Source organism: Thermodesulfovibrio sp. 3907-1M, assembly GCF_040450955.1.
GTDB lineage: Bacteria > Nitrospirota > Thermodesulfovibrionia > Thermodesulfovibrionales > Thermodesulfovibrionaceae > Thermodesulfovibrio > Thermodesulfovibrio autotrophicus.
Genome location: NZ_CP144373.1, coordinates 386,077 through 408,073, shown reverse-complemented (window position 1 = coordinate 408,073; position 21,997 = coordinate 386,077). Strand labels below are relative to the sequence as shown.

Here is a 21,997-nt window from a genome sequence, read left to right as displayed (position 1 = left end):
GTATCCAAAAAAAATTTTTTTGTCAATAAATTTTTACAATAGGATATGGGGGTATGAAAAAAATTAGTTTAAATGATAATAATTTGCATAACCAGAAAAGAAGACTTTTTTTAAAAAAGATAATTAATTTTCTATTTTTAACTGCAGGATTTTTATTTGTAATTACTGGTTTAATCTTTTTAGTACCTAAAAAACCTAAAAACAAACCGTATAAATTTTTTGAAGTCTCAGAGGATAAAATTCCCAAGGAAGGTGTAAAAAAAGTTGATATAGCCATTGAAGAAAAAAAATCCATGAAAATATTTCTTGTAAATCAAAAAAATTCAATAATTGCTCTTTCACCTGTATGCACCCACCTTGGCTGTTTTGTAAACTTTGACAGAACCGTAAATGAATTCATATGTCCATGCCATGGTGGCAGATATGATACAGATGGGAAAGTAATTGATGGTCCGCCTAAAGAGGCTCTTCACAGACTCCCCGTTAAGATGGAAAATGGCAGAATTTTGATAGGGATAAAACTATGAAACTCATTGATTGGTTTCTTGACAGATTCAGATTAAAATCCGCTCATAGAGGAATTTTTGAAAGAGACATTCCAGAGGGCATAAATTACTTCTATTGTTTTGGTGGAATTGCTTTTACCGCATTTTTAATATGTCTGCTCTCCGGGCTTTTTCTGTCATTTTATTATACTCCTTCTGAAAAAGAAGCTTATTTAAGCATTCAGAAAATTCATGAAGAAGTATATCTTGGAAAACTAATGCGAGGAATTCACAAATGGTCTGCCAATCTACTGATTGTAAGCCTTATAATTCACTCAATAAGAGTTTTTATTACCAGAAGTTACAGACCTCCACGGGAATTAAACTGGATTGTTGGAGTTACTATATTCGTAATTGTGATGTTTGAGGGCTTTACTGGATATCTTCTTCCATGGGATCAAAAAGCTTACTGGGCAACTGTTGTTGGAACAAATATTATCGGAAGCATACCGATATTGGGCGAAACTCTTTTACTGATCGTAAGAGGCGGATATGAGGTAACTGGAATTACTCTCTCAAGATTTTACAGTTTCCATGTGCTGTGGTTTCCCTTGATTATAGTTATTCTTTTATGGGCACATTTTCATATGATTAAAAAGCTTGGCATATCAAAACCCCTATGAAAAAGAAGTTTTACCCAGATTATCTTATTGAAGTTTTGTTTTTTGCAATCACTACTTTTGAAATAATTCTCATACTGGCTTTTCTATTTCCTCCTGTTATTGGAAAAGAAATTGACTTCACAGCAGCCTATCAACCCCGTCCTGAGTGGTATTATCTCTGGCTCTTTTATCTGTTGAGATTTTTCTCAACTGATCAAGTTTTTATAGGTGGAGTTTTGTTGCCCTTTACATTAATAGCCTTTCTCCTTTTTATTCCGTGGATTGAGAAAAAAATTGGATGGATGTTAACAGCAATCATTGGACTAATTTTTCTACTTCTATTTATCATAACCACCATAATTGAAGCCTTATCATGATAGCCCATATGGGTATAAAGTATGAATTTTTAAGCTATTTCTTTGCAATCATAACCACCATAGTTATAAGTTTTGTCCTGATTAAAACAGTGATTGCTCTTACCAAAAAACAGATTTGTGTGGAGGAATGATATGAAAAAAATATCTCTTGACAAAATTTTTAAAAGTGGATAAAATTAGTCAACAATAAATTTAAGGAGGGAGGTATGGATACAGTATTATTAAGTAGGCTACAGTTTGCCATAACTGCAGCCTTCCATTTTATCTTTGTTCCCCTTACACTCGGACTTTCAATTCTTGTAGCTTACATGGAAAGCAGGTATGTGGCAACAGGTGATAGGGATTATTTAAGGATGGCAAAGTTCTGGGGAAAGCTTTTCTTAATTAATTTTGCACTGGGAGTTGTTACAGGAATTACGCTGGAATTTCAGTTTGGAATGAACTGGGCTGAGTATTCGCGGTATGTGGGAGATATATTTGGTTCTCCTCTGGCAATTGAAGCAACTCTGGCATTCTTCCTTGAGTCAACATTCATTGGTGTGTGGATTTTCGGCTGGAATAGAATCTCTCCAAAACTGCACGCTCTCTCCATATGGCTTGTGGCACTGGCAACAAATCTTTCTGCTCTTTGGATTTTAATTGCCAATGGATGGATGCAGCATCCTGTTGGTTATGTCTTGAGGAATGGAAGGGCAGAGATGGTTGATTTCTGGGCAGTTGTAACAAATCCTTATGGGTTACTTAAGTTTGCTCATACAGTTCTTTCTGGCTGGATTGTTGCAGGATTTTTCGTTTTAGGGATCTCTGCATATCATCTTTTAAGAAAAAACGAGACTGAATTTTTCAAAAAAGCTTTAAAAATTGGAGCAACCTTTGCACTTGTAAGCTCAATTCTTGTTGCTGCAGTGGGTGACTTCCATGCAAAAGAAGTATCTCGCACTCAGCCAACAAAGCTTGCCGCAATGGAATCTCTATGGGAAACCACTAATGATGCCCCAATGTATCTAATTCTTGTGCCAGATCCTAAGAATGAGAGAAACGCTGTTGAAGCTATCGGAATTCCTTCCCTGTTAAGCATCCTTGCAGGACAGAAAGAAATAAAGGGATTAAAAGAGTTTCCACCTTCTGAAAGACCTCCCGTAACCATTACTTTTCTCAGCTTCAGACTCATGGTAGGACTGGGTTTTCTCTTTATAATACTTGCTCTATGGGCATTGCTTAAATTTAAAACCATTGAAAATGCTACCACGCTTCTAAGATTACTTCTTTGGTCAATCCCTCTTCCTTATATTGCAGCACAGCTTGGATGGATTGTGGCAGAGGTGGGACGACAGCCCTGGATTGTTTATGGATTGCTTAAAACAGCTGATGCTGTATCAAAGGCAGTTGAACCTGCTCAGGTAGTGGCTTCTTTAGTAGGATTTACACTCTTTTATGGTGCTCTTGGAATAATTGATATTTACCTTCTTGCAAAATATGCAAGAAAAGGTCCTGAACCAAAGGAGGTGTAGTTATGGAGTTTCAAACTATATGGTTTATTTTATGGGGACTGTTATGGGCAGTTTATTTTGCCCTTGACGGATTTGATCTTGGTGCTGGAGTTCTCTATCCCTTCATTGCAAAAAATGAGATGGATAAAAAAGCAATGCTTCATGCAATTGGTCCTGTTTGGAATGGGAATGAAGTTTGGCTTATTACCGCAGGTGGCGCTACTTTTGCTGCCTTTCCTACAACCTATGCCTATATGTTCAGCTATCTTTATACTCCGCTTTTGATAATTCTTTTTGCACTAATATTCAGGGGAGTAGCTGTTGAATTGAGAGGCAAAGCAACTTCAGAGCAGATGAAAAAGTTCTGGGATTTCTGGGTATTTGCTGGAAGTTTTATTCCTGCTCTGCTTTTTGGTGTTGCCTTTGGAAACATATTTATGGGACTTCCCTTTGATGACTCTGGATACTATGCAACAGTATTCAGTCTTCTTAATCCGTATGGCTTGATTGTTGGTTTATTGTTTTTATTTACCTTTATAGTACATGGAGGATTGTGGACAGCACTCAGAGTTCCAGATACGTTGGCAGAAAAAGCTGCTTTAAAAGCTAAAAAATTCTGGTATCTGCAGGCTATATGTGCAGTGCTCTTTTTGATTTTAACAGCAGTCTTTACAAATCTTTACGATAACTATCTTAAACTTCCATATTGGTTTGTCGTTCCTGCAATTGCTGTGGCGTGTCTGCTTGCAACAGGATTTTATCTAATGAAAAATAAAAGAGGTAAAGCTTTTATATCATCCGTTTTGTTTATCATAACTGTTGTATTCAGTGGAGTCATCGGACTTTATCCAAATCTTATTCCCTCAGCCATTGATCCGAAATACAGTCTCACAATATTTAACTCGTCTTCAAGCCCCTATACTCTGAAGGTGATGACAATTGTGGTAATAATCTTCGTTCCCATTGTTCTTTTTTATCAGGCGTGGACATATAAAACATTCATGTACAAAATCACAGAAAAAGAGCTTAAGGAGGAAGGCTATTAAGGGATTGCAGATTACAAGGGAAACAGACTATGCAATAAGAACTGTACTTTATCTCTCAGGAAAAGTTGGACTCACAGCAAAAGCTGAGGAGATTTCAAGGGAGATGGAGATCCCAAAGAGTTTTCTCATGAAAATACTGAAAAAGCTTGAGAATGCGGGGATTCTTTCCCTGAAAAGAGGAGTAAGTGGTGGAGTAGAATTACAAAAAAAGCCTAATAATATAACTCTCTATGATGTAATTGTGGCAATGGAGAAGACAGTAGCACTTAACAGATGCGTTGTTAATAAAAAAATCTGTGGACTTTCTTCACGTTGTCCTGTTCATCCAGTATGGTTCAGGGTAAGAGACAGATTAATTCAGATATTGAAAGAGATTAATTTTTCAGTGCTACTAACTCAGGGAGCTGCTTAGTCAGCTCCCTTAAACAGATTAAGCCATTCTCTAAAGATTTTTACCTTTTCCTCACCGTGTCTTGAAAGGTCCTTTATTATTTCCTCAACAGTTCTTACTCTTACAGAGCCGTCAGACTCTTTTGAGAAAAACTTGTCTGCATAGGCAATTATTTTTTCCTCCATACTAATGGGTAACATATCTCGCTGAGGCAAAGGAAGTTTGTTTTTTATTATCTCTTCCTTTGTTATTCCAACTCCTGTATGTCTTTCACAGACAAGAGCATGCTGGGGAAATCCCTCTTTTTCAAGAATTTCCCGTCCGAGATATCCATGGGCAATATAGGGAAATTTGCCATGACAGTCAAGTTTTGGAGTGTTCGTTAGAAAAATGCCAATATCATGCAGCATTGCTGCTTCATAAATAAACTGCCTGTCCACATCAAACTTTTCTGCGATTTTTAAAGCTTTCTCTGCAACTGCTTGAGAGTGATTTATAAGGATTTTATATGCTATGCTCTGAGGATTGTAATGTTTTTTTATGATTTCAAGGGGGTTCATAAATTCATTATATCACAGAGCTTTTCTTTTAGTGGCAGGCAAGATTTTAAGAAAGATTATTCCTCCCGCGAGACATATTAAAGAATATAATTCAAGCACTGTCTTAACACCAAATTTTTGTACTAATGCTCCAACAACAAGATTGCCTATTGGTGTAAAACCAAGAAAAACAAAGGCAAAAAAACTCATTACTCTTCCTCTAAGTCTTTGCTCTGTTAGATTTTGAATAAAACTGTTACTTACAGTAAAAAAATTAACAAACGCAATGCCAAGTAAAAATGCAAATCCCATTGTTAAATAAATATTGTGAGAGAGGGCAACTCCAGAAAGTCCTACGGGAAACAAAAGAGAAGCTCTGAAAATATGATTCAATTTCTCCTGTATATCTCTCTTTAAAGCTATAAAAATACCTGACAGAAGCGAACCTAATCCAACGGATGAGACTATCATGCTAAATCCCTCTGCTTCTACCTTTAATATTTCTCCAGCTATTATCGGAAGAATTGTCATAAAAGAAACTCCGAATAATGTAAAAATTCCCACAGAGCAAATTATATTTAAGATCTGTCTGTTTTTAAGAATGAACTGCCATCCCTCTTTCAGGCTCTCTTTAAAAGAAACATGGCTTGAGGAAGTTGAAAAATTTAGTTTAATGCTGAAAAGAATAAAAATAAGTGGCAGAAAGCTTAATGCATTGAGATAAAAACACATATAAAAACTTAAATGAGCTACAATAAATCCTGCAAGCATTGGTCCCAAGATTCTTGCAATATTAAAAGATATAGACTGCATTGCTATAGCAGAAGTAATCATGTCCTGATGCACTATCTCAGTTATAAAAGCCTGCCTTGCCGGCATGTCAAAAGATGTAGCTATTCCGAGAACAAAAGAAGCAATGGCAATGTGCCAGATGTTTATGAGGTTTAAATAAATTAGCACTCCGATTACCACAGCCGGCAGAGATGAGAGAATCTGAGTAGCAATTAAGATGTTCCTTCTTGGATATCTATCAGCTACCACACCTCCAAATAAACTAAAAAGCAATGTGGGAAATGAAGTAATAAAGGAAATCAGACCGAGATAAAAGGCAGATTTTGTGAGAACATAAACAAGCCAGCTCTGTGCTATCTGCTGCATCCATGTGCCACTTAGAGATATGACCTGACCTATCCAGTAGGCTCTAAACTCTTTAATTTTCAAAGGATGGGACATTTTTTATTATATCATTTAACAATAAAAAGAACCTCTTCAGTGCCTTTAGAAAGACTTACCAAAGAGGTTCTTTGAAGGATTAGTTTAATTAAGAAAAGCTTCCATATTTTTTTTGAGTTCAAAAGGGATCTTTGAATTCCTGCTCTGGCTTGAAGTATCTGATACCCTATCCTTTCACCACAATGTTTACCAACTTGCCTTTGACAGGGATTACTTTAAGGATTTCTTTACCGTCTATCCACTGCTTTACTTTTTCGTCATCAAGGGCAATTTTTACAACATCTTCATCGCTCAATCCCTGTGGAATCATTATCTTTGAACGAACTTTGCCATTTATCTGTACAACAAGCTCTATCATCTGCTCTTTTGCAAGTTCTTCATCGTAAGAGGGCCATGGTTCGTTGAGAATAAAGCCTTGTTCGCCGATTTCATGCCAGAGTTCTTCAGCAATGTGTGGTGCAAAAGGGCTCAGAAGAAGAAGGAAGTTTTTAAGGGCGAATTTGAATAGTTTGCGTTCTTCATCGGTTTTAGGTTCATAACTGTAAACTTCATTTACAAACTCCATAAGCCTTGCAATGGCTGTGTTAAACTGGTATTCCTTTTCTATGTCAAGGGTAACACGCTTTATTGTGCGGTGAATAAGGCTTAATATATTAGATTCTCCTGTCATCCCGATGGACAAAACCCCGAGGGATCTCGCTTCTGAATCATCAATAGATGTATTTTTAAGCCACCCATGATGTTTATAAAAAAGGGCATAAACTCTCTTTAAAAATCTGTGTGCACCTTCAACACCCTGAGATGACCATTCAAGGTCTTTTTCAGGTGGTGCTGCAAAAAGAGTGAAAACCCTTACTGTGTCTGTTCCGTAAGTTTCAATCATCTCATCGGGATCAACTATGTTTTTCTTTGACTTGGACATCTTCTCCACTCTTCCAGTCTGCACAGGCTTTCCACAGTGAATGCATCTGCCATCTTTGACTTCCTTTGGAAAGAGCCAATCATGCTCTAAGCATCGGTAGCTTTCCATGCAGACCATTCCCTGTGTAAGGAGCCTCTCAAAGGGTTCATCAAAGGGAAGAATTCCTAAGTCACGAAGCACCTTTGTAAAAAATCTCGCATAAAGAAGATGTAGCACCGCATGCTCAATCCCGCCAATGTACTGATCAACTGGCATCCAGTATTTAATTTTCTCCCTATGAAATGCCTCTTCATCATGAAGTGAGCAGTATCTCACAAAATACCATGAGGAATCCACAAAGGTATCCATTGTGTCTGTCTCTCTTCTGGCATCACCACCGCATAGAGGGCATTTTGTTCTATAAAACTCGTCAACATATTTAAGCGGAGACTCACCTTTACCTGTTAAGCTTACATTTTCAGGAAGTATCACCGGTAAATCCTTCTCAGGCACTGGAACAATACCGCAGTGGTTGCAATAGATTATGGGAATTGGTGTTCCCCAGTAGCGCTGTCTTGAGATTCCCCAATCACGAAGCCTGTAATTGACTGTTTTCTTGCCAAGTCCTTTTTCCTCAATGTAATCTGCCACTGCTTTTTTGCCCTCTCGGGATGTAAGCCCTGAAAATGCTCCTGAATTAACCATAACTCCTTCTTCTTCGTATGCCTCTTTGATGGGTACGGGTAAATCCTTTTCAAAAGGTTTTATGACGACTTTTATAGGAAGCCCATATCTTACGGCAAACTCAAAATCCCTCTGGTCATGGGCTGGAACGCTCATTATTGCGCCTGTTCCGTATTCTATAAGGACAAAGTTAGCAATCCATATGGGAACTTTTTCTCCGTTAAGGGGATTTATTGCATATTTTCCTGTGAATATGCCTTCTTTAATCTCAGGCTCACGCTGAAGCTTTCTTATTCTCTTTAAAGCCTCCCTGTCCTCACAGAGCCTTTCTGCAAGGGGATGCTCTGGTGAGATACACATGAATGTTACTCCAAATATTGTATCTGGACGGGTTGTAAAGATTCTTAATGCCTCATTCATTCCATCAATGGGAAAATCAACCTCAACGCCTTCACTTTTTCCAATCCAGTTACGCTGCATTGTGAGAACCTTTTCAGGCCAGCCAGTGAGTCTGTCACAGTCCTTAAGCAGCTCTTCAGCATAGGCAGTAATTCTTAAAAACCACTGCTCAAGCTCTTTCTGTTCAACCTGAGACTCACATCTCCAGCAGGCTCCGTCAATTACCTGCTCATTGGCAAGAACTGTGGCACAGGAAGGACACCAGTTAACAAAAGATGATTTTCTGTAGGCAAGCCCTTTTTCGTAAAGTTTAAGGAATATCCATTGATTCCATCTGTAGTATTCAGGAGAGCATGTGGTTACCTCACGCCGCCAGTCATAGCTCAAACCAAGCTTTATTAGCTGAGATTTCATGTGGTCTATATTCTCATAGGTCCATTTTGCAGGATGCACTCCGTGCTTTATTGCTGCGTTTTCAGCAGGAAGTCCGAAGGCATCCCAGCCCATTGGATGAAGCACACTGAAACCTTTCATCCTCTTGTATCTTGCAATAACATCGCCAATTGCATAGTTCCGGACATGTCCCATATGAATTCTTCCTGATGGATAGGGAAACATCTCAAGGCAGTAAAACTTCTTCTTTGAAGTGTCTTCATTTACTTCAAAAACTCTGTTTTTAAGCCACTCATTCTGCCATTTTGCCTCTACGCTTTTGAAATCATAGTTTTGATTCATACTGCCTTATCTGCCTCCTTGTGAGTTTTTATGGTTAATTATAACATATTGCATTTTACATTATTACATTAAGTAGACACTGCTTAAGCTCGGTATAACAGAGTGATAGGTCATTCCGAACGAAGTGAGGAATCTTCTCTTACTAAAAAAAGAAGGGATTGCCACGCCTGACTCTGTCGGGCTCGCAATGACAGAAAAGAGGAGACACTGTCTTCGCCTCTGGATGACATTTGAGTTGTCATCGTATATTAGATCATACACGAGGAGAAGGGAGGACAGAAAGGGCGTTAAGAAGCATAGATAAATTTAATGAAAATTAATAAAAAAGCCTCTGTTCTCAAAAAAACAAGAACAGAGGCTTTCTAATGAATTACTTAAGTAATGCTTCTATATTTTGCTGCGTTCCGTATGGATCTCTAAATTCCTGTTCAGGCTTAAAGTTAAGTTTCTTTTCTCCACGATTGTTAAGATATTTCTTAAGTTCAAGATCTATATTTACAGGAACCTGCTCTCCAGCCTTTGCAAGCATTGTTCTTAAAATCGCCTCAGACTTTGATGCATAGGCAGTAGCATCAGCAAGAATTCTTCCAGCTTCAGTAGGATTATGGAAACCAATAGAATTTTCAGCACCAATAAAAATAACTCTGTAGAGTGCCTCAAGATATAAGTCTTTTGCCTTATTGTAAAGACCCTGATCAAGCTTTTTTCCGCTTTCCTGTGCTTTATTTGCGATTTCAAATAACTTTGCAGTAACTGCTGTCTGATATCCTGCCCTGAGTAGCAAACTCATTGTTCTGTCCTGAATTGCAATTACCTGCTGTTTTAGCCATTCAGGTGTTTCGCCATGACATTGCAGACATGCTTTCATGTCAGACTTTAGCGGGCTCATAATTCTATGCTCAGAAACTTTAAAGCCTCCCATTTTCTTATAGGGCATATGACAGTCTGCACAGGAAACTCCAGCATTCCAGTGAATAGAGTTATTTGAGAAAAATTCAAATTCAGGATGTCTTATATAGGCAAGCTTAAATCCCGTGACAGCCTGTTTCCACTCAGCGTAAGCTGGATCACTTTTTAGAACTTTTATAATGTTTTCAATAGAAATTCCTCCAAGTTTGCTTCCCTGCCATGGGAAGAAAACTCCTGTTGGTTTCATATCTTTATCTCTTGGAACAACATAAGTTACATGGCACTGAGCACAGATGATGCTGCGCATCTGCTGATGAGTAATATTGTTGGTATCAACTCCCATTGTCTGCAAAGCTTTAACAAGAGTAAATCCTCTTCTTATCTGTAATGAAGCATCCTTTGGATTGTGGCAGTCAATACATGAATCTCCGAGTCTTCTGTGTTTTTCAGGTATCCAGCTCCATACTTCTTTATAGGGTCTGTTATAATAGGCAAGTCCGTATTTTGCTTCAAGCTCAGGTGCATATGAGGTTTTACAGGTAAGGCAAACTCCGCCTGGCTTAAGTCTTGAAGGATCAATTTCAAGCTGGTCAATTACTCTGTAAAAATGCGACCTTGGTTCATTATATTCAATGCCAAATCCCCATCCATTGTAAAGCAATGCCATAAAAGGATACTCCGAGAGTTTATCGTAGATAACCTTATCCGCATCCCACCCCCTCTTGTACTTACTCTTTCCAGCTGGCGTTGGTTCCTGTGATTGCTTATACATCTCATAGTGAATTGGATAAACCTTTCCCCATACTTCAGGATCAACTTCATTTTCTGGGATGGTTGTTGCTTTAAATTCCTTTGCTTTTTCAGGAGAACATGCAAACAGAATAAACAAAGCTAAACACCATAAAATGAAGCTAAATCTTTTCATCAAAACACCTCCTTAAAGGGTTTCTCTAAAACCTGCCTGTCTGTGGGATATTCTTCTATGACAATCCCAGCATTTTCTATCTGACACATCAATTCGGGAAACCATTCCTTCATGACATCTGATGCAGTTCTGCTGAATTGTTTTTGTTCCATGAGCAGAGATTGTTATTCTATCAGGAACGCTTCCTGAATAAAAATGCACTATATCCTTTGTTCCATCAATACCCTTCCATACATAGAAATTAACCTTTGAATCATTGGGTAGATGACAATCAACACATTTAAGTGTATTATGCAGTCCTCCTTTCATTAAGGTTATGTATTGTTCCTCCATGACATGGCATTTAGCACAAAATTCTGAAGAGTTGGTTTTTGCAAGAATCCGAGGAGAAAGGATAGCTACAATTATAAGAAAAATTGTTACTGAAATAATTATCCAGCCCCTCCCCATAATTCACCCCCCTTTTTTTTTGTTTTAGGCTGTTCAAATCTTCACAGTTAAATTATACCTAACCTGCCGCCAAAACTCAAACTGTTGCTATTCCAAAAATCATTATTAGTCCTAAAATTATTAATAAAAATCCAATGATGTAATTGAGCCATTTGAAAAGCTTCATGAATTTTCTCAGATATCGCATGGCTGTATCAATCAATAAAGAAGACAGCATAAAAGGTATAGCAATTCCAAGTGAGTATGCTCCGAGCATTTTTAATCCTGTAATCACGCTTCCACTCATGCCTGAATAGATTAAAATACTTCCAAGCACAGGTCCTATACAGGGTGACCATCCTGCTGCAAAACCAACTCCAATAAGGAATGCTCCAAGTGGTGTGCCAAATTTTTGCAGTTTTATGTTGAGCCTGAATTCTCTCATCAGTAAACCTTTTTTTATAAGTCCAATAAGAAGCAAACCAAATAAAATTAAGAAAACTCCACCAATTGTTCTCAGATAATCCTGATAATCAAAGAAAATACTTCCAATAAGTGAACTTCCAGCGCCCAAAGCAAGATATACAGTTGAAAAGCCAGCAATAAACAAAAGAGTGTGAAACAAAATACGGAGTTTAGAACTACCCTGAGAAATTTCAGTTATTGAGAGTCCTGAAAATAGTGAAACATATACGGGAAGTAAAGGTAAGATACAGGGAGAAAAAAAGCTTAAAAATCCACCTGCAAAAGCTGCAGTCAGTGTTATCTCATTCATCTACCGCAGTCAGAAGGATCTCCCATGAGTTTGTCCATTGCATGGGGAAGTGCATCCATTATTGTTTCTAAGGATTCTCTTACAGCTTTCGGGCTTCCAGGAAGATTTACTATTAAGGTTTTTCCTCTTATACCGGCAATTGCTCTTGATAAAATTGCGGTCTTTGTTTTCTTGTATCCTTCCCATCTCATAGCCTCTGCAATTCCAGGAACTTCCTTTTCAATAACTTCACGGGTTGCATCAGGGGTTACATCCCTTGGATAAAGCCCTGTTCCACCATTTGTGAAAACTAAATCTGCTGTGGATGAAGCTTCAAGAATTGCTCGCTTTATTTCTTCCTTTTCATCTGGAACTATTCTGTAAAAAACAACATCTGCCCATGAAGAAACCATCTCCTCAATAACTTTTCCACTCATGTCTTCCCTTTCACCCTTTGAACCTTTATCAGAAACAGTAATTATGGCAACTTTGTATTTCATAGCATTAATATTTCATCTCCAACTTTAATTTTTCCTCCCTTCAAAACTCTTGCAAAAACTCCCTCTTTTGGCATGATGCAGTCACCAATAGTTTTAAAAATCTCACATTTACTATGACAGCTTTTACCGTGCTGAGTAATCTCAAGGATACATTCTCCAACCTTTAGCTTTGTTCCCACAGGAAGGCTTAGTAAATCAACTCCTTCAGTGGTGATGTTTTCTGCAAAATCTCCATAGTTGAGATTTAAACCTTTTGACCTCATTTTCTCAATGCTTTCAATGGATAGCAGACTGATCTGTCTGTGCCAGTGGGAGCCTGCATGAGCATCTCCTTCAATTCCAGAGTTTTCAATAACCATTGCCTCTGAAACAGCTTTTTTTGTTGTCCCTTTGTTTTTGCTTATGTTTATTGAAACCACCTTACCAGTCATAATAGCATTATAAAACAAATTTAAGGAATAAGCAAAACAGGTTTCACAGAATTTTTTATAACACTCTCAGCAACACTTCCAATTATTACTGCCTCTGTATAGGATCTTCCCTTAGAACCCAATACAATCAAATCTACCTCTTTTGATTTTTTAAGAATCTCTTCTGCTGGACTGCCTGATATAACTTCATAATGAAGGGTTTTATCAATTTTTTGAATCTGCTGATGAGCTTCTTCTTTCAGATTGCCAATATATTTCTCTATCTCTGAAGGTTCTTCAATAATCCCTCTTATCTTCTGCTCTGGCACAACATGTAAAATTTTTAATTCAGAACTCCATTTTTTTGCTATTTTCCGGGCAATCTCTAAAGCTTTTAATGAATAAGTAGAAAAATCTAAAGGGCATAGAATTTTTTTTATTTTTATAGCCTCAGGACTGATCTCTTTAAACTCCTCTCCCTTCACAATCAAAACAGGCACCTTCAATCCCTTAAGAATTCTTTCAGAAGTGGAAGGTCTTGTTATGTGTGTCTTAAATCCCATTACTGCAAAGGCTTTTTCATCTTTTATAACTTCTTTTATGCTTTCAATTAGCCTTCCAAAAGCAACTTTAAACTCCACATTTACCTGCATTCTGCCAAGCTCTTCAGCCAGTGATTTCAGTTTCTCTTCAATCTTCTTTTTTTCTTTGCTAATATAAGGCATTAAATAAGCAGGTGGAGTAAGGGTATACTCCATTATATGAAAGAGGCAGAGGCTTTCACAATCAAAAGTATCCTTAAGCCAGACTGCATATGAAAGCACGCTCCGGGTAGCAGGTTTAAAATCTATAGCAACATAAATTTTCTCTGGATTCATTTTTTCACCATTTTTCCAAGTTTTTCTTCAACAGACTTAATCTTTGCCTCAATTCTTCCTTTAGCGCCTTTTCTGTCATCAATCTTAATATCAATTACTACTCTTTCTACTTCTTCCATTAGTGCGTCTCTACATCTTTTTATAAGATCCATTACTTCATCCCATTCTCCCTCTAAAATTGTTCCCATTGCGTGAAGTTTATAGGGAATTCCGCTGTTATCAACAATTTTGATTACCTTTGCCACATATTCACTTACACTTACGCCTGCTCCTAAGGGAACTATGCTGAATTGTGCGAGCATGTTCTACCTCCTATCAATAAACATCTTCAGCAACCTTTACTGTAAGGTCACCGAGCATGTTTGTGTAACTGCCAAGCTCATTGTCATACCAGCCATAAATAACTGCCTGAGTTACAGGAATCTGCAACTTGTCAGTAACTGGTGCACCAATGTTGCACATCTTTGATATATCAAGAGTGATCATCGCCGTTCTTGTGTGAGTTTCACTTCCCTCAATTATTGCTGCAGGACCAAAAAATCCAATTATATCAGTGGATACTTTCTGATCTTCTGTGAAAAGTAGATATCCTCTCTTTTCCCTTTCTTGAGCTTCCCTGTAAATTTTGTTTATAAGCTCTCCATCAATTATGTTGTTGTCTTCATCTCTAAAAGCCACAACAAGTATTATTAATGACCCTGTTACAACAGGCACTCTTACAGATTGAGCAATAAATCCTATATTTTTCATTTCCGGTAAAACAAGTGCAAGGGTTTTTGCTGCTCCTGTGCTTGTAAGAATTATGTTATTCATGGCAGAACGAATTTTTCTTAAATCTTTTGCGTCTGTTTTTGGAACTCTGTCAAGAACCTGTTGAGAGGCTGTTACTGCGTGAACAGTTGCCATGGACACACTCAGGATTCTTTCAGCACCAAAATAATCAAGAAGAGGTTTCATCATATGGGCTAAACATGTAGTGGTGCAAGATGCACCAGAAATGATTATGTGTTTTTTGCTGTCATACATCTCCTCATTAATTCCCATTATCACTGTAATAGAGTCTTCTGGGATGTCCTTAGCTTTGTCTTTGATTTTAAAAGGAGCGCTAACCAACACTTTGTATGCTCCAGATTCAAGATGCCCTCTTACTGAACCCTCTTTTGCATCAGCGGGCAATGTGGGATCAAGAAATTTTCCTGTTGTATCAACAACAAGCCTTGCACCATGTTTTTCCCATCCAATTTCTTTTGGATTTCTATTTTCAGTAAGAATCTTTACCGGGATTCCGTCAATAACAATTGTAGAATTTGCTTCATCAATTTTTTCTATGACTGATTTTGAACGATAACCGTAAAGATAATTATGAAGTCTGCCATAAGTGGAATCATGCTCAATATAAAAAGCAACATCTTTTAAAGATTGTCCAACTTTTCTGCCAAGATTAACAACAATCTGAGAAAACTGTTTTCTTCCCACATGATGCCATAAAGTAAGCTTACCGATTCTTCCAAGACCATTAATTCCCAGAATCATTTTTAAACCTCCTTTTTAGTTTTAAAAATAATCACCTGTAAGATAAATTGTTTGCGTTGGATGCTTTCCAAGATATACCAGCCCATTTCTGCCGTCAATGCTTATAAAGTCTCCCTTTTTGAGTATCTTTTTCCCAATTCTACATTTTTTCTCGTTCTGATAAACAATCATTCTTGAAAAACCAACAACACAGGTTTTACCAAGTTTTGTGGCAATTATGGAGGCATGGGATGTAGAGCCTCCTCTTGCAGTAAGTATTCCATCTGCTGAGGCGATGTGAACAATATCATCTGGAACAGTATCTGCTCTCACAAGAATGACAGGCACAAGCGGGTCTTTTTGTTTAAACTCCCTTATGTCATCAATGTCAAAAACAATTCTACCAGAGAGAGCTCCACCACTTACACCTATACCTGTCCCGACTTTGCTTTCCGTCAAAGATTCTCCGGGAATGAATACACTCATAAGCTGCCTTTTAGCATAACTCATCTCCCTTGTCTGAAGAATGTATAAATCATTTCTACCCCTTCCCTCAAAGGTAAACTCAATTTCCTGATGATCCCATCTTTCTTTGTAAATCAACTTCTCAGCAATTTCCAGCAGAGATTCATAAATTTCAGGGAATGCTTCTTCAAGAGATTTTTCACTCTCTCTTCCTTCAATAATTTTCTGCTCCACTGAAATAGGATAAGTTTTTACCAGTCCAGAAACAATGTCTTCACCCTGAGCTCCTGGAGTATAATCACCCCACAACATGAGTGTATCTGTGGATTCTTTAGGATTTCTTGTAAACAGAACACCAGAACCAGAATTTGCATCAAGATTTCCAAATACCATCTTCTGAACAATGGCAGCTGTGCCCCAGTCTTCAGAAATTCCAAGAATTTCTCTGTAAGCCTTTGCCTTACCTGAATACCAAGAATTGAAAACCTGTGAGATTGCTATCTCAAGTTGCCTCCACGGGTCTTCCTCTATATAAATCCCTTTTGATACTATAAAATCTTTATATGCCATTGCCACTTCTTTCATCTGCAGTGGTGTAAACTGAATTTTAAGCTCTGCTTTATATTTTTTCTTAAAATCGTTGATAATGCTGTCAAACTCATCTCTATCCAGTCCAAAGGACATTCCCCAGCACTGTAAAAATCTTCTGTAACTGTCCCAGACAAACCAGGGTTTGCCAGTTTGTTTTATAAGTCCCTCTATGATTTTTTCATTTATTCCAACATTTAAAAAAGAATTCATCATACCTGGCATTGATAAAGCTCCACCACTTCTTACAGAAACAAGTAAAGGATTTGCTGAATCTCCAAAGGTTTTCTTTGTAAACAATTCAAGCCTTTTCATTGCCGAATGAATTTCCCTGTTCAAATGTTCTTTAACAGGTTGAAAATTATTTATTGCTTCTTTGCAACGGAAGACCTCTGTCGTTAAAATAAATCCAGGAGGAACAGGGATCCCCTTATTTGTAAGTCTGATTAAATTGTGCCCTTTATTTCCAAGATGAATCCTATCATTGATTTCTTCTCTTGGATGATAAATATCACACAGAATTTTTTTCGGGTCATAGGTCATTAAAAGGTCAAGGTCTGTGTAAGTTAATTTTTCTGCCTGATTATAGGAAGCCTTGATAATTCTACTGATTAGTCTATCAAGCTGGCTTAATCCAGGATATTGAATAACCATTTCCCTTAAAAATTTTTCTGACAGAGCATTGACAAGTTCAAAGTCTTTAAGTTCCGTGCCTTCAATATTATTTGAAAGTTTCATTATTATTTTTTTTAGCCATCTCTTATAGGGTGCTGTGCAGTATGTGTTTACAATGTCACTTACAGATTCTGCAAGATTTCTGAAAATATCCATATACTGTGAGAATGTAAATCTTCTTATCTCCAGAGCAACAGAAAGCATTGACAGAGTATTAATGTATTTCTGCGAGGAAATCCCATTTAGTTCAAGAATTCTGCCAAAAAGCTTAAGATACTTCTCTATCCTGAAAAGAGTTGCCCGTGTGATGAAACTCAGGTCTATGGATTGTTCAATTTCATCAAGAAGGCTGTTAAGCAAATTTTCAAGTCTCAGGAAAAAAGAAAGAGCATTAAATTTTCTCTCACTGTATCTTCCTGATACAGATGGAATTCCTGCAACAATATGCCTTTTATGTGTTATATCTTCAAAAGCCTCATATTTTTCCGGTGAAACTATGATTTTTTTGAGACTCTCAAGATATGTTATAAGGGATTCAACCTTTCTGGATAAAGAACTATCCCGCAAAACATCAATTAAAAAACTTGCATCAGGCAAACCCTGATAAAAAGCCTCTTTTAAAAAGCTTTCAATCTCAACAATTTCTGTTTTGTATTTTGCATGAAGTAGTTGATAGAGCCTTATCGTTAACATTGCCTTGTTTTTTACAATCTCGCTTACAGGGCAGGATTCAATCTTACTTACCAGCACATCTAATGGAGTGGAAAGAATACTCTGTAAGGAGGAATCATTTAAAAGCTTTTGAAATAAGTATTGAAGCTCTTTCAGATGTTCCTCAATTAAATCAAGCTCTTTCAGGATTTCTTCAGACAGATAGGGCTCAAGAATTTTCCTGTCAGCAGAGATCCAGAATTGGACTGTTTTTTCCAGTAGCTCAAGCAAGAGAGGGCTGCTTTCTACATGAATCTGTTTTCTTATAAAATGCATAAGAGGGTCTCTTCTCTTAAATATTTCATCAACCTGAGTGGAAACTGTTCTTAATTGACCTTCTGCATTTATTTCATTGAAGTAAACAGGTATTTTTTTGAGAAGTGGCTTAACAAGATAAAATACTTGAGAAATGTCAGAATTAAGAAGCTTTGTTATGTCTCTCTGAAAAAGATCAGTATCCTTTATATGAATGCCTCCAAAAAATAGATAAATACTGAGTGCTGAAATAAGCTCTTTAGATTCTGAAGGACTCTTTGAAATCAAATCAAAATATAACCTGAGATTACTTACATGGTATTGATTAACATTTATCGTATAATCTCTATAAAATCCTCTAAACTGAGGAGCATGAAAACCTAACAGAATTAAATGCTCTATGTAGGAATTTAAAATCTCTGGCGTTTTCAATTTATAAACAGCACTGCCAATCTCCTCAAGACAAAACATTACAGATGCAGGCAGAAGATAAAAGAATTTATCAAATTTAGAAAAGACAGCATCTAAAACCAGTGTGAATTTTTTAACATCAATGTTTTTGAACTGCAATAAAAAATTCCTCACAGTACGCCCGAGCTCTCGTAGAGAAAACTCATGAAGCTCTTTTAAATCTTCTGTATCCAGTATCCAGGAATGGTAGTAAACCATGACCTGCAGATTAATCCATAAATCAGCAGAATCAGAGAAATTTTTTGGTAATTCTCTCAATTTATTGAAAAATTCCGTATCAGAAGGAATACTCATCAGTCTATTTATGTCATATGTTTTTGAAGTTTCCTGCGCCATTATCTCTACTTCATTAAATAAATCTTCATAAGCATGCTTTATGAATTTTACTCCATCGGGAAAGAATTTTTTAAAATACTCATCAAGTCTCTGAATTGAAAGAAAGGACGAGTAAAATGCGTAGAGATATTTCTGATAAAGAACTGTAAAGGAGTTTATTAGTTGTGTATCTTTAATGTCTTTTTTTATAATTTCTCTTCCTATATTTTTCAGAACTCCAAGCTGGGAAATGTATCTGTCAAGAGGGATTGCATTAAAGTATTCAAAAACCTCTGAAATAGTGTTTGTATAGAAATAGTTTTCATTAGCTTTACCTTCTTCAAAAATTTTCAGGATAATTTTTAAAATAGTCTTTAAAAATGCGTTTTTTTCTTCAGTCTGCTGAAAGCCTTCAATGAGGTAGTGAATTAAGACAGAGGTTGCCTCACATCCTTGAGGGTCCTTAAAATAGTAGTTTGCATATTTTGTATAGTGAGTTTCTATTTCCTGAGCTATCTCTGAGTCGTAAGGAGAGTATCTCAGTTTTTCAACTAGGGTAGTAACATTTTTAAAAATTCCAGGATAAGAGGAAAAAACAGCAGTTATTTTATCAAAATCTTTTTCCACACTCGTCTTCATTTACATTTTAATTATATCAAAATTTTATAGTAATCAGAAGCACTCCTATGTTAAAATAATAAAAACCCTACATAAAATGAGTAAAAACAATCTCTTTTATGAAATCCATGAAGAATGCGGAGTCTTTGGTATCTTCGGTCATCCTGAAGCTGCCAATCTTACCTATTTAGGACTTTATGCTCTTCAGCATCGTGGACAGGAAGGTGCTGGAATTTGTTCCTCTGATGGAACAAAACTATACCTTGAAAAATCCCTGGGACTTGTTGCTGAAATATTCAACGAAAAGGTTTTAAAAAATCTACCCGGACACATTGCAATCGGACATAATAGATATTCAACAACAGGTTCAAGCACCATAGAAAATGTTCAACCACTCATGGCAACATACTCTCTTGGAAGCATTGCAATTGCTCATAATGGAAATCTCGTGGACATAGATAGATTGAAAAGCAGACTTGAAAAAGATGGAGCAATATTTCAAACAACCTCGGACAGTGAAATAATTTTGCATCTTATTGCAAGAGCAAAGGATGGTGAGGTGCACGAAAGAATTGCAAATGCAGTAAGACAGGTAAGAGGTGCTTTTTCACTGCTTCTGATGAATGAAAAAGAATTAATCGCTATCAGAGACCCCTATGGAATTAGACCACTATCATTGGGACAGCTTAGAGATGCCTATGTAATAGCTTCAGAGACATGCGCTTTTGATTTAATTGGTGCCACATATATAAGAGACATTGAACCTGGAGAGATGCTGATAATCAGTGAAGATGGCGTAAAATCCTTAAAGATATTTAATTCTGCTCCGAAAGCTCACTGTGTATTTGAGTTTATTTACTTTGCAAGGCCTGACAGCTATATATTTGACCATGTTTGTGTGAATACTATAAGAAAAGAGCTTGGCAGACAGCTTGCAAGAGAAAACCCTGTCAGAGCTGATATAGTTATTCCAGTTCCTGACTCAGGAGTTCCTGCTGCACTTGGATATGCTGAGGAAAGTGGAATTCCCTTTGAATTTGGCTTGATCAGGAATCACTATGTGGGAAGAACATTTATAGAGCCAAAACAGAGTATCAGACATTTCGGCGTTAAAATAAAGCTCAATCCTGTAAGAGAAGTTTTACAGGGTAAAAAAGTTGTTGTAGTTGATGACTCAATTGTAAGAGGAACAACCTCAAAAAAAATCGTAAAGATGATAAGAGAACTTGGTGGAGCAAAGGAAGTTCATATGAGAATAAGCTCACCTCCCACTGTAGGACCATGCTTTTATGGAATTGACACGCCAACAAGGCAGGAACTAATTGCTTCCTCCCATAAAATTGAAGAAATAAGAAAATACATTACCGCAGACTCTCTCGGTTATTTGAGTCTTGAAGGGCTGAAAAAGATTATTCCCAATTCAGAGCTTTACTGCATGGCATGTTTTAACTGCAAATACCCCATTGAGTTTGAATCCAGGAAAGTAAGCCAGATGGAGCTTTTTCAATGAATACACAGCCTCTTGTAAACATTTACAGGATAAATCTTAAAATCAAAAAATATGAGAGAGTTCTGATTTTTACTGACACTATAAGAGAAGATGAAGCTATCCCAGAGAGTGAAAAGTCAAGAAGAAATGCTTTACCCGATGTAGCAAAAAATCTTGAAGAAATTGGAAGAACCTTTTGTAAAGAAGTTCTTTATGCAGAATATCCAGCAACAGGAGTTCATGGAATGGAACCACCAGAAAAAATATGGAGACTTGCTTTCGGAGATAAAGCAATAGATAATCTTAAAAAAATAGAGTTGTTTGATAAACTTCTTAACAAAAATATTTCCAGAAAACAACTGTTGGATGCTAAAAAAATACTCAAAGAACATTGCAGAAATGCTGTCAATGCAGTGATTGCTCTTTCTAATTTTTCAACGAGTCATACGAACTTTAGAGACCTGCTTACAAAACTCTGTGGTGCAAGATATGCGAGTATGCCGCTTTTTGATGTTTCAATGCTTGAAGGAGCTATGTGTGCTGACTGGATAAAACTCAATAAAAAAGGAGTTGCAATAAAGAAAATCCTTGACAGCATTTCAAAACTTCTCTTAGAAACTCCAAATGGAACAGAAGTTGTGTTATTTAAAGGAAAAAGAAAAGTTCATATTGATTCAGGAATCTTAAGCAGAAAGGGTTCCTTTGGAAATTTACCTGCAGGAGAAGTCTTTTTTGCTCCTGTGGAAGGTTCAGCAGAAGGAAAGCTTGTCATAGAATGGGCACCTACGAGAAAGCTCAATTCACCTTTGATTTTAAATGTTAAGCACGGTAAAGTTACCTCCATAGAAGGGAATGAGCCTTATAGGAGAGAACTTGAGGAAAAATTAAATAAAACAGCTGAAAATAAAAATATAGCAGAGCTTGGCGTAGGAATTAATGACAGAGCGACCAAGCCTGACAACATCCTTGAGTCAGAAAAAATTCTTGGAACAGTGCATATTGCTCTGGGCGATAACTCATCCTTCGGTGGCAAGATAAGAACACCATTCCATCAGGATTTTATATTTTTCAAGCCCACTTTATATTGTATTGATGAGAATGGAGAAAAAATAAAAATTTTGGAAAAAGGCAATCTTCTGGTATAATACACT

21 protein-coding genes are annotated in these 21,997 nt (G+C 37.0%); 9 read left to right on the top strand and 12 right to left on the bottom strand.

What is annotated here, in order from left to right:
* Positions 1 to 53 precede the first annotated feature (53 nt).
* The 7 genes from V4D30_RS02235 to V4D30_RS02205 all read left to right on the top strand — a co-directional run bounded on the left by V4D30_RS02235 (position 54) and on the right by V4D30_RS02205 (position 4,472).
* A complete protein-coding gene (locus tag V4D30_RS02235; protein ID WP_353684628.1) occupies positions 54 to 527 on the top strand; it encodes a ubiquinol-cytochrome c reductase iron-sulfur subunit in 474 nt (157 codons plus the stop codon).
* Complete coding sequence (locus V4D30_RS02230) at positions 524 to 1,168, top strand: cytochrome b N-terminal domain-containing protein (RefSeq protein WP_353684627.1); 645 nt, start codon at positions 524 to 526, stop codon at positions 1,166 to 1,168. The genes V4D30_RS02235 and V4D30_RS02230 overlap by 4 nt, the downstream gene beginning before the upstream one ends.
* Complete coding sequence (locus tag V4D30_RS02225; RefSeq protein ID WP_353684626.1) at positions 1,165 to 1,524, top strand: hypothetical protein; 360 nt, start codon at positions 1,165 to 1,167, stop codon at positions 1,522 to 1,524. The genes V4D30_RS02230 and V4D30_RS02225 overlap by 4 nt, the downstream gene beginning before the upstream one ends.
* Positions 1,521 to 1,655: a hypothetical protein gene (locus V4D30_RS02220; RefSeq protein ID WP_353684625.1), complete on the top strand. Its 135-nt coding sequence runs from the start codon at positions 1,521 to 1,523 to the stop codon at positions 1,653 to 1,655. Before V4D30_RS02225 ends, V4D30_RS02220 begins: the two co-directional genes overlap by 4 nt.
* 75 nt (positions 1,656 to 1,730) lie before the next feature.
* On the top strand, positions 1,731 to 3,035 hold the full coding sequence (locus V4D30_RS02215; protein ID WP_353684624.1) for a cytochrome ubiquinol oxidase subunit I: 1,305 nt from the start codon (positions 1,731 to 1,733) through the stop codon (positions 3,033 to 3,035).
* A gap of 2 nt (positions 3,036 to 3,037) precedes the next feature.
* The gene (cydB, locus tag V4D30_RS02210; RefSeq protein ID WP_353684623.1) at positions 3,038 to 4,060 is read left to right on the top strand and encodes a cytochrome d ubiquinol oxidase subunit II; all 1,023 of its coding nucleotides are present in this window, start codon (positions 3,038 to 3,040) and stop codon (positions 4,058 to 4,060) included.
* Between the two features lie 4 nt (positions 4,061 to 4,064).
* Positions 4,065 to 4,472 (top strand): Rrf2 family transcriptional regulator, encoded by a 408-nt coding sequence (locus V4D30_RS02205; RefSeq protein ID WP_353684622.1) that lies wholly within the window; start codon positions 4,065 to 4,067, stop codon positions 4,470 to 4,472.
* Here the strand turns inward: V4D30_RS02205 and V4D30_RS02200 are convergent.
* The 12 genes from V4D30_RS02200 to V4D30_RS02145 all read right to left on the bottom strand — a co-directional run bounded on the left by V4D30_RS02200 (position 4,469) and on the right by V4D30_RS02145 (position 19,378).
* On the bottom strand, positions 4,469 to 5,011 hold the full coding sequence (locus V4D30_RS02200) for an HD domain-containing protein (RefSeq protein ID WP_353684621.1): 543 nt from the start codon (positions 5,009 to 5,011) through the stop codon (positions 4,469 to 4,471). The two genes, V4D30_RS02205 and V4D30_RS02200, sit on opposite strands and share 4 nt — an antisense overlap.
* 12 nt (positions 5,012 to 5,023) lie before the next feature.
* Positions 5,024 to 6,223 (bottom strand): MFS transporter, encoded by a 1,200-nt coding sequence (locus V4D30_RS02195; RefSeq protein WP_353684620.1) that lies wholly within the window; start codon positions 6,221 to 6,223, stop codon positions 5,024 to 5,026.
* A 166-nt stretch (positions 6,224 to 6,389) separates the two neighbouring features.
* The gene (gene leuS / locus V4D30_RS02190) at positions 6,390 to 8,942 is read right to left on the bottom strand and encodes a leucine--tRNA ligase (RefSeq protein WP_353684619.1); all 2,553 of its coding nucleotides are present in this window, start codon (positions 8,940 to 8,942) and stop codon (positions 6,390 to 6,392) included.
* Positions 8,943 to 9,312: 370 nt separating this feature from the next.
* Complete coding sequence (locus V4D30_RS02185) at positions 9,313 to 10,776, bottom strand: ammonia-forming cytochrome c nitrite reductase subunit c552 (protein WP_353684618.1); 1,464 nt, start codon at positions 10,774 to 10,776, stop codon at positions 9,313 to 9,315.
* A gap of 12 nt (positions 10,777 to 10,788) precedes the next feature.
* The gene (gene nrfH / locus V4D30_RS02180) at positions 10,789 to 11,226 is read right to left on the bottom strand and encodes a cytochrome c nitrite reductase small subunit (protein WP_353684617.1); all 438 of its coding nucleotides are present in this window, start codon (positions 11,224 to 11,226) and stop codon (positions 10,789 to 10,791) included.
* 76 nt (positions 11,227 to 11,302) lie between these two features.
* A complete protein-coding gene (locus V4D30_RS02175) occupies positions 11,303 to 11,980 on the bottom strand; it encodes a cytochrome c biogenesis protein CcdA (RefSeq protein ID WP_353684616.1) in 678 nt (225 codons plus the stop codon).
* Positions 11,977 to 12,459 (bottom strand): MogA/MoaB family molybdenum cofactor biosynthesis protein, encoded by a 483-nt coding sequence (locus V4D30_RS02170; RefSeq protein ID WP_353684615.1) that lies wholly within the window; start codon positions 12,457 to 12,459, stop codon positions 11,977 to 11,979. Before V4D30_RS02170 ends, V4D30_RS02175 begins: the two co-directional genes overlap by 4 nt.
* Positions 12,456 to 12,890 carry an MOSC domain-containing protein gene (locus tag V4D30_RS02165; RefSeq protein WP_353684614.1) on the bottom strand — a complete coding sequence of 145 codons (435 nt, stop codon included), beginning with the start codon at positions 12,888 to 12,890 and terminating at the stop codon, positions 12,456 to 12,458. Before V4D30_RS02165 ends, V4D30_RS02170 begins: the two co-directional genes overlap by 4 nt.
* A gap of 20 nt (positions 12,891 to 12,910) precedes the next feature.
* Positions 12,911 to 13,747: a universal stress protein gene (locus V4D30_RS02160; protein ID WP_353684613.1), complete on the bottom strand. Its 837-nt coding sequence runs from the start codon at positions 13,745 to 13,747 to the stop codon at positions 12,911 to 12,913.
* Positions 13,744 to 14,049, bottom strand: coding sequence for an MTH1187 family thiamine-binding protein (locus V4D30_RS02155; RefSeq protein ID WP_353684612.1), 306 nt, complete (start codon positions 14,047 to 14,049; stop codon positions 13,744 to 13,746). Before V4D30_RS02155 ends, V4D30_RS02160 begins: the two co-directional genes overlap by 4 nt.
* A 13-nt stretch (positions 14,050 to 14,062) precedes the next feature.
* A complete protein-coding gene (locus tag V4D30_RS02150; protein ID WP_353684611.1) occupies positions 14,063 to 15,280 on the bottom strand; it encodes a glyceraldehyde 3-phosphate dehydrogenase NAD-binding domain-containing protein in 1,218 nt (405 codons plus the stop codon).
* 21 nt (positions 15,281 to 15,301) lie between these two features.
* Complete coding sequence (locus V4D30_RS02145; protein WP_353684610.1) at positions 15,302 to 19,378, bottom strand: PEP/pyruvate-binding domain-containing protein; 4,077 nt, start codon at positions 19,376 to 19,378, stop codon at positions 15,302 to 15,304.
* Positions 19,379 to 19,454: 76 nt separating this feature from the next.
* On the opposite strand from V4D30_RS02145, the gene purF reads away from it, so the two are divergent.
* Together purF and V4D30_RS02135 are read left to right on the top strand one after the other, a co-directional pair.
* Positions 19,455 to 20,867, top strand: coding sequence for an amidophosphoribosyltransferase (gene purF / locus V4D30_RS02140; protein ID WP_353684609.1), 1,413 nt, complete (start codon positions 19,455 to 19,457; stop codon positions 20,865 to 20,867).
* Positions 20,864 to 21,991: an aminopeptidase gene (locus V4D30_RS02135; protein ID WP_353684608.1), complete on the top strand. Its 1,128-nt coding sequence runs from the start codon at positions 20,864 to 20,866 to the stop codon at positions 21,989 to 21,991. Before purF ends, V4D30_RS02135 begins: the two co-directional genes overlap by 4 nt.
* The last annotated feature ends 6 nt before the right edge of the window (positions 21,992 to 21,997 follow it).

Bases quoted from the DNA above. Each gene is read 5' to 3' on its own strand.
- V4D30_RS02235 (WP_353684628.1), top strand. From the start codon at position 54: ATGAAAAAAATTAGTTTAAATGATAATAATTTGCATAACCAGAAAAGA.
- V4D30_RS02230 (WP_353684627.1), top strand. From the start codon at position 524: ATGAAACTCATTGATTGGTTTCTTGACAGATTCAGATTAAAATCCGCT.
- V4D30_RS02225 (WP_353684626.1), top strand. From the start codon at position 1,165: ATGAAAAAGAAGTTTTACCCAGATTATCTTATTGAAGTTTTGTTTTTT.
- V4D30_RS02220 (WP_353684625.1), top strand. From the start codon at position 1,521: ATGATAGCCCATATGGGTATAAAGTATGAATTTTTAAGCTATTTCTTT.
- V4D30_RS02215 (WP_353684624.1), top strand. From the start codon at position 1,731: ATGGATACAGTATTATTAAGTAGGCTACAGTTTGCCATAACTGCAGCC.
- cydB (WP_353684623.1), top strand. From the start codon at position 3,038: ATGGAGTTTCAAACTATATGGTTTATTTTATGGGGACTGTTATGGGCA.
- V4D30_RS02200 (WP_353684621.1), bottom strand. From the start codon at position 5,011: ATGAACCCCCTTGAAATCATAAAAAAACATTACAATCCTCAGAGCATA.
- V4D30_RS02195 (WP_353684620.1), bottom strand. From the start codon at position 6,223: ATGTCCCATCCTTTGAAAATTAAAGAGTTTAGAGCCTACTGGATAGGT.
- leuS (WP_353684619.1), bottom strand. From the start codon at position 8,942: ATGAATCAAAACTATGATTTCAAAAGCGTAGAGGCAAAATGGCAGAAT.
- V4D30_RS02185 (WP_353684618.1), bottom strand. From the start codon at position 10,776: ATGAAAAGATTTAGCTTCATTTTATGGTGTTTAGCTTTGTTTATTCTG.
- nrfH (WP_353684617.1), bottom strand. From the start codon at position 11,226: ATGGGGAGGGGCTGGATAATTATTTCAGTAACAATTTTTCTTATAATT.
- V4D30_RS02175 (WP_353684616.1), bottom strand. From the start codon at position 11,980: ATGAATGAGATAACACTGACTGCAGCTTTTGCAGGTGGATTTTTAAGC.
- V4D30_RS02170 (WP_353684615.1), bottom strand. From the start codon at position 12,459: ATGAAATACAAAGTTGCCATAATTACTGTTTCTGATAAAGGTTCAAAG.
- V4D30_RS02165 (WP_353684614.1), bottom strand. From the start codon at position 12,890: ATGACTGGTAAGGTGGTTTCAATAAACATAAGCAAAAACAAAGGGACA.
- V4D30_RS02160 (WP_353684613.1), bottom strand. From the start codon at position 13,747: ATGAATCCAGAGAAAATTTATGTTGCTATAGATTTTAAACCTGCTACC.
- V4D30_RS02155 (WP_353684612.1), bottom strand. From the start codon at position 14,049: ATGCTCGCACAATTCAGCATAGTTCCCTTAGGAGCAGGCGTAAGTGTA.
- V4D30_RS02150 (WP_353684611.1), bottom strand. From the start codon at position 15,280: ATGATTCTGGGAATTAATGGTCTTGGAAGAATCGGTAAGCTTACTTTA.
- V4D30_RS02145 (WP_353684610.1), bottom strand. From the start codon at position 19,378: ATGAAGACGAGTGTGGAAAAAGATTTTGATAAAATAACTGCTGTTTTT.
- purF (WP_353684609.1), top strand. From the start codon at position 19,455: ATGAGTAAAAACAATCTCTTTTATGAAATCCATGAAGAATGCGGAGTC.
- V4D30_RS02135 (WP_353684608.1), top strand. From the start codon at position 20,864: ATGAATACACAGCCTCTTGTAAACATTTACAGGATAAATCTTAAAATC.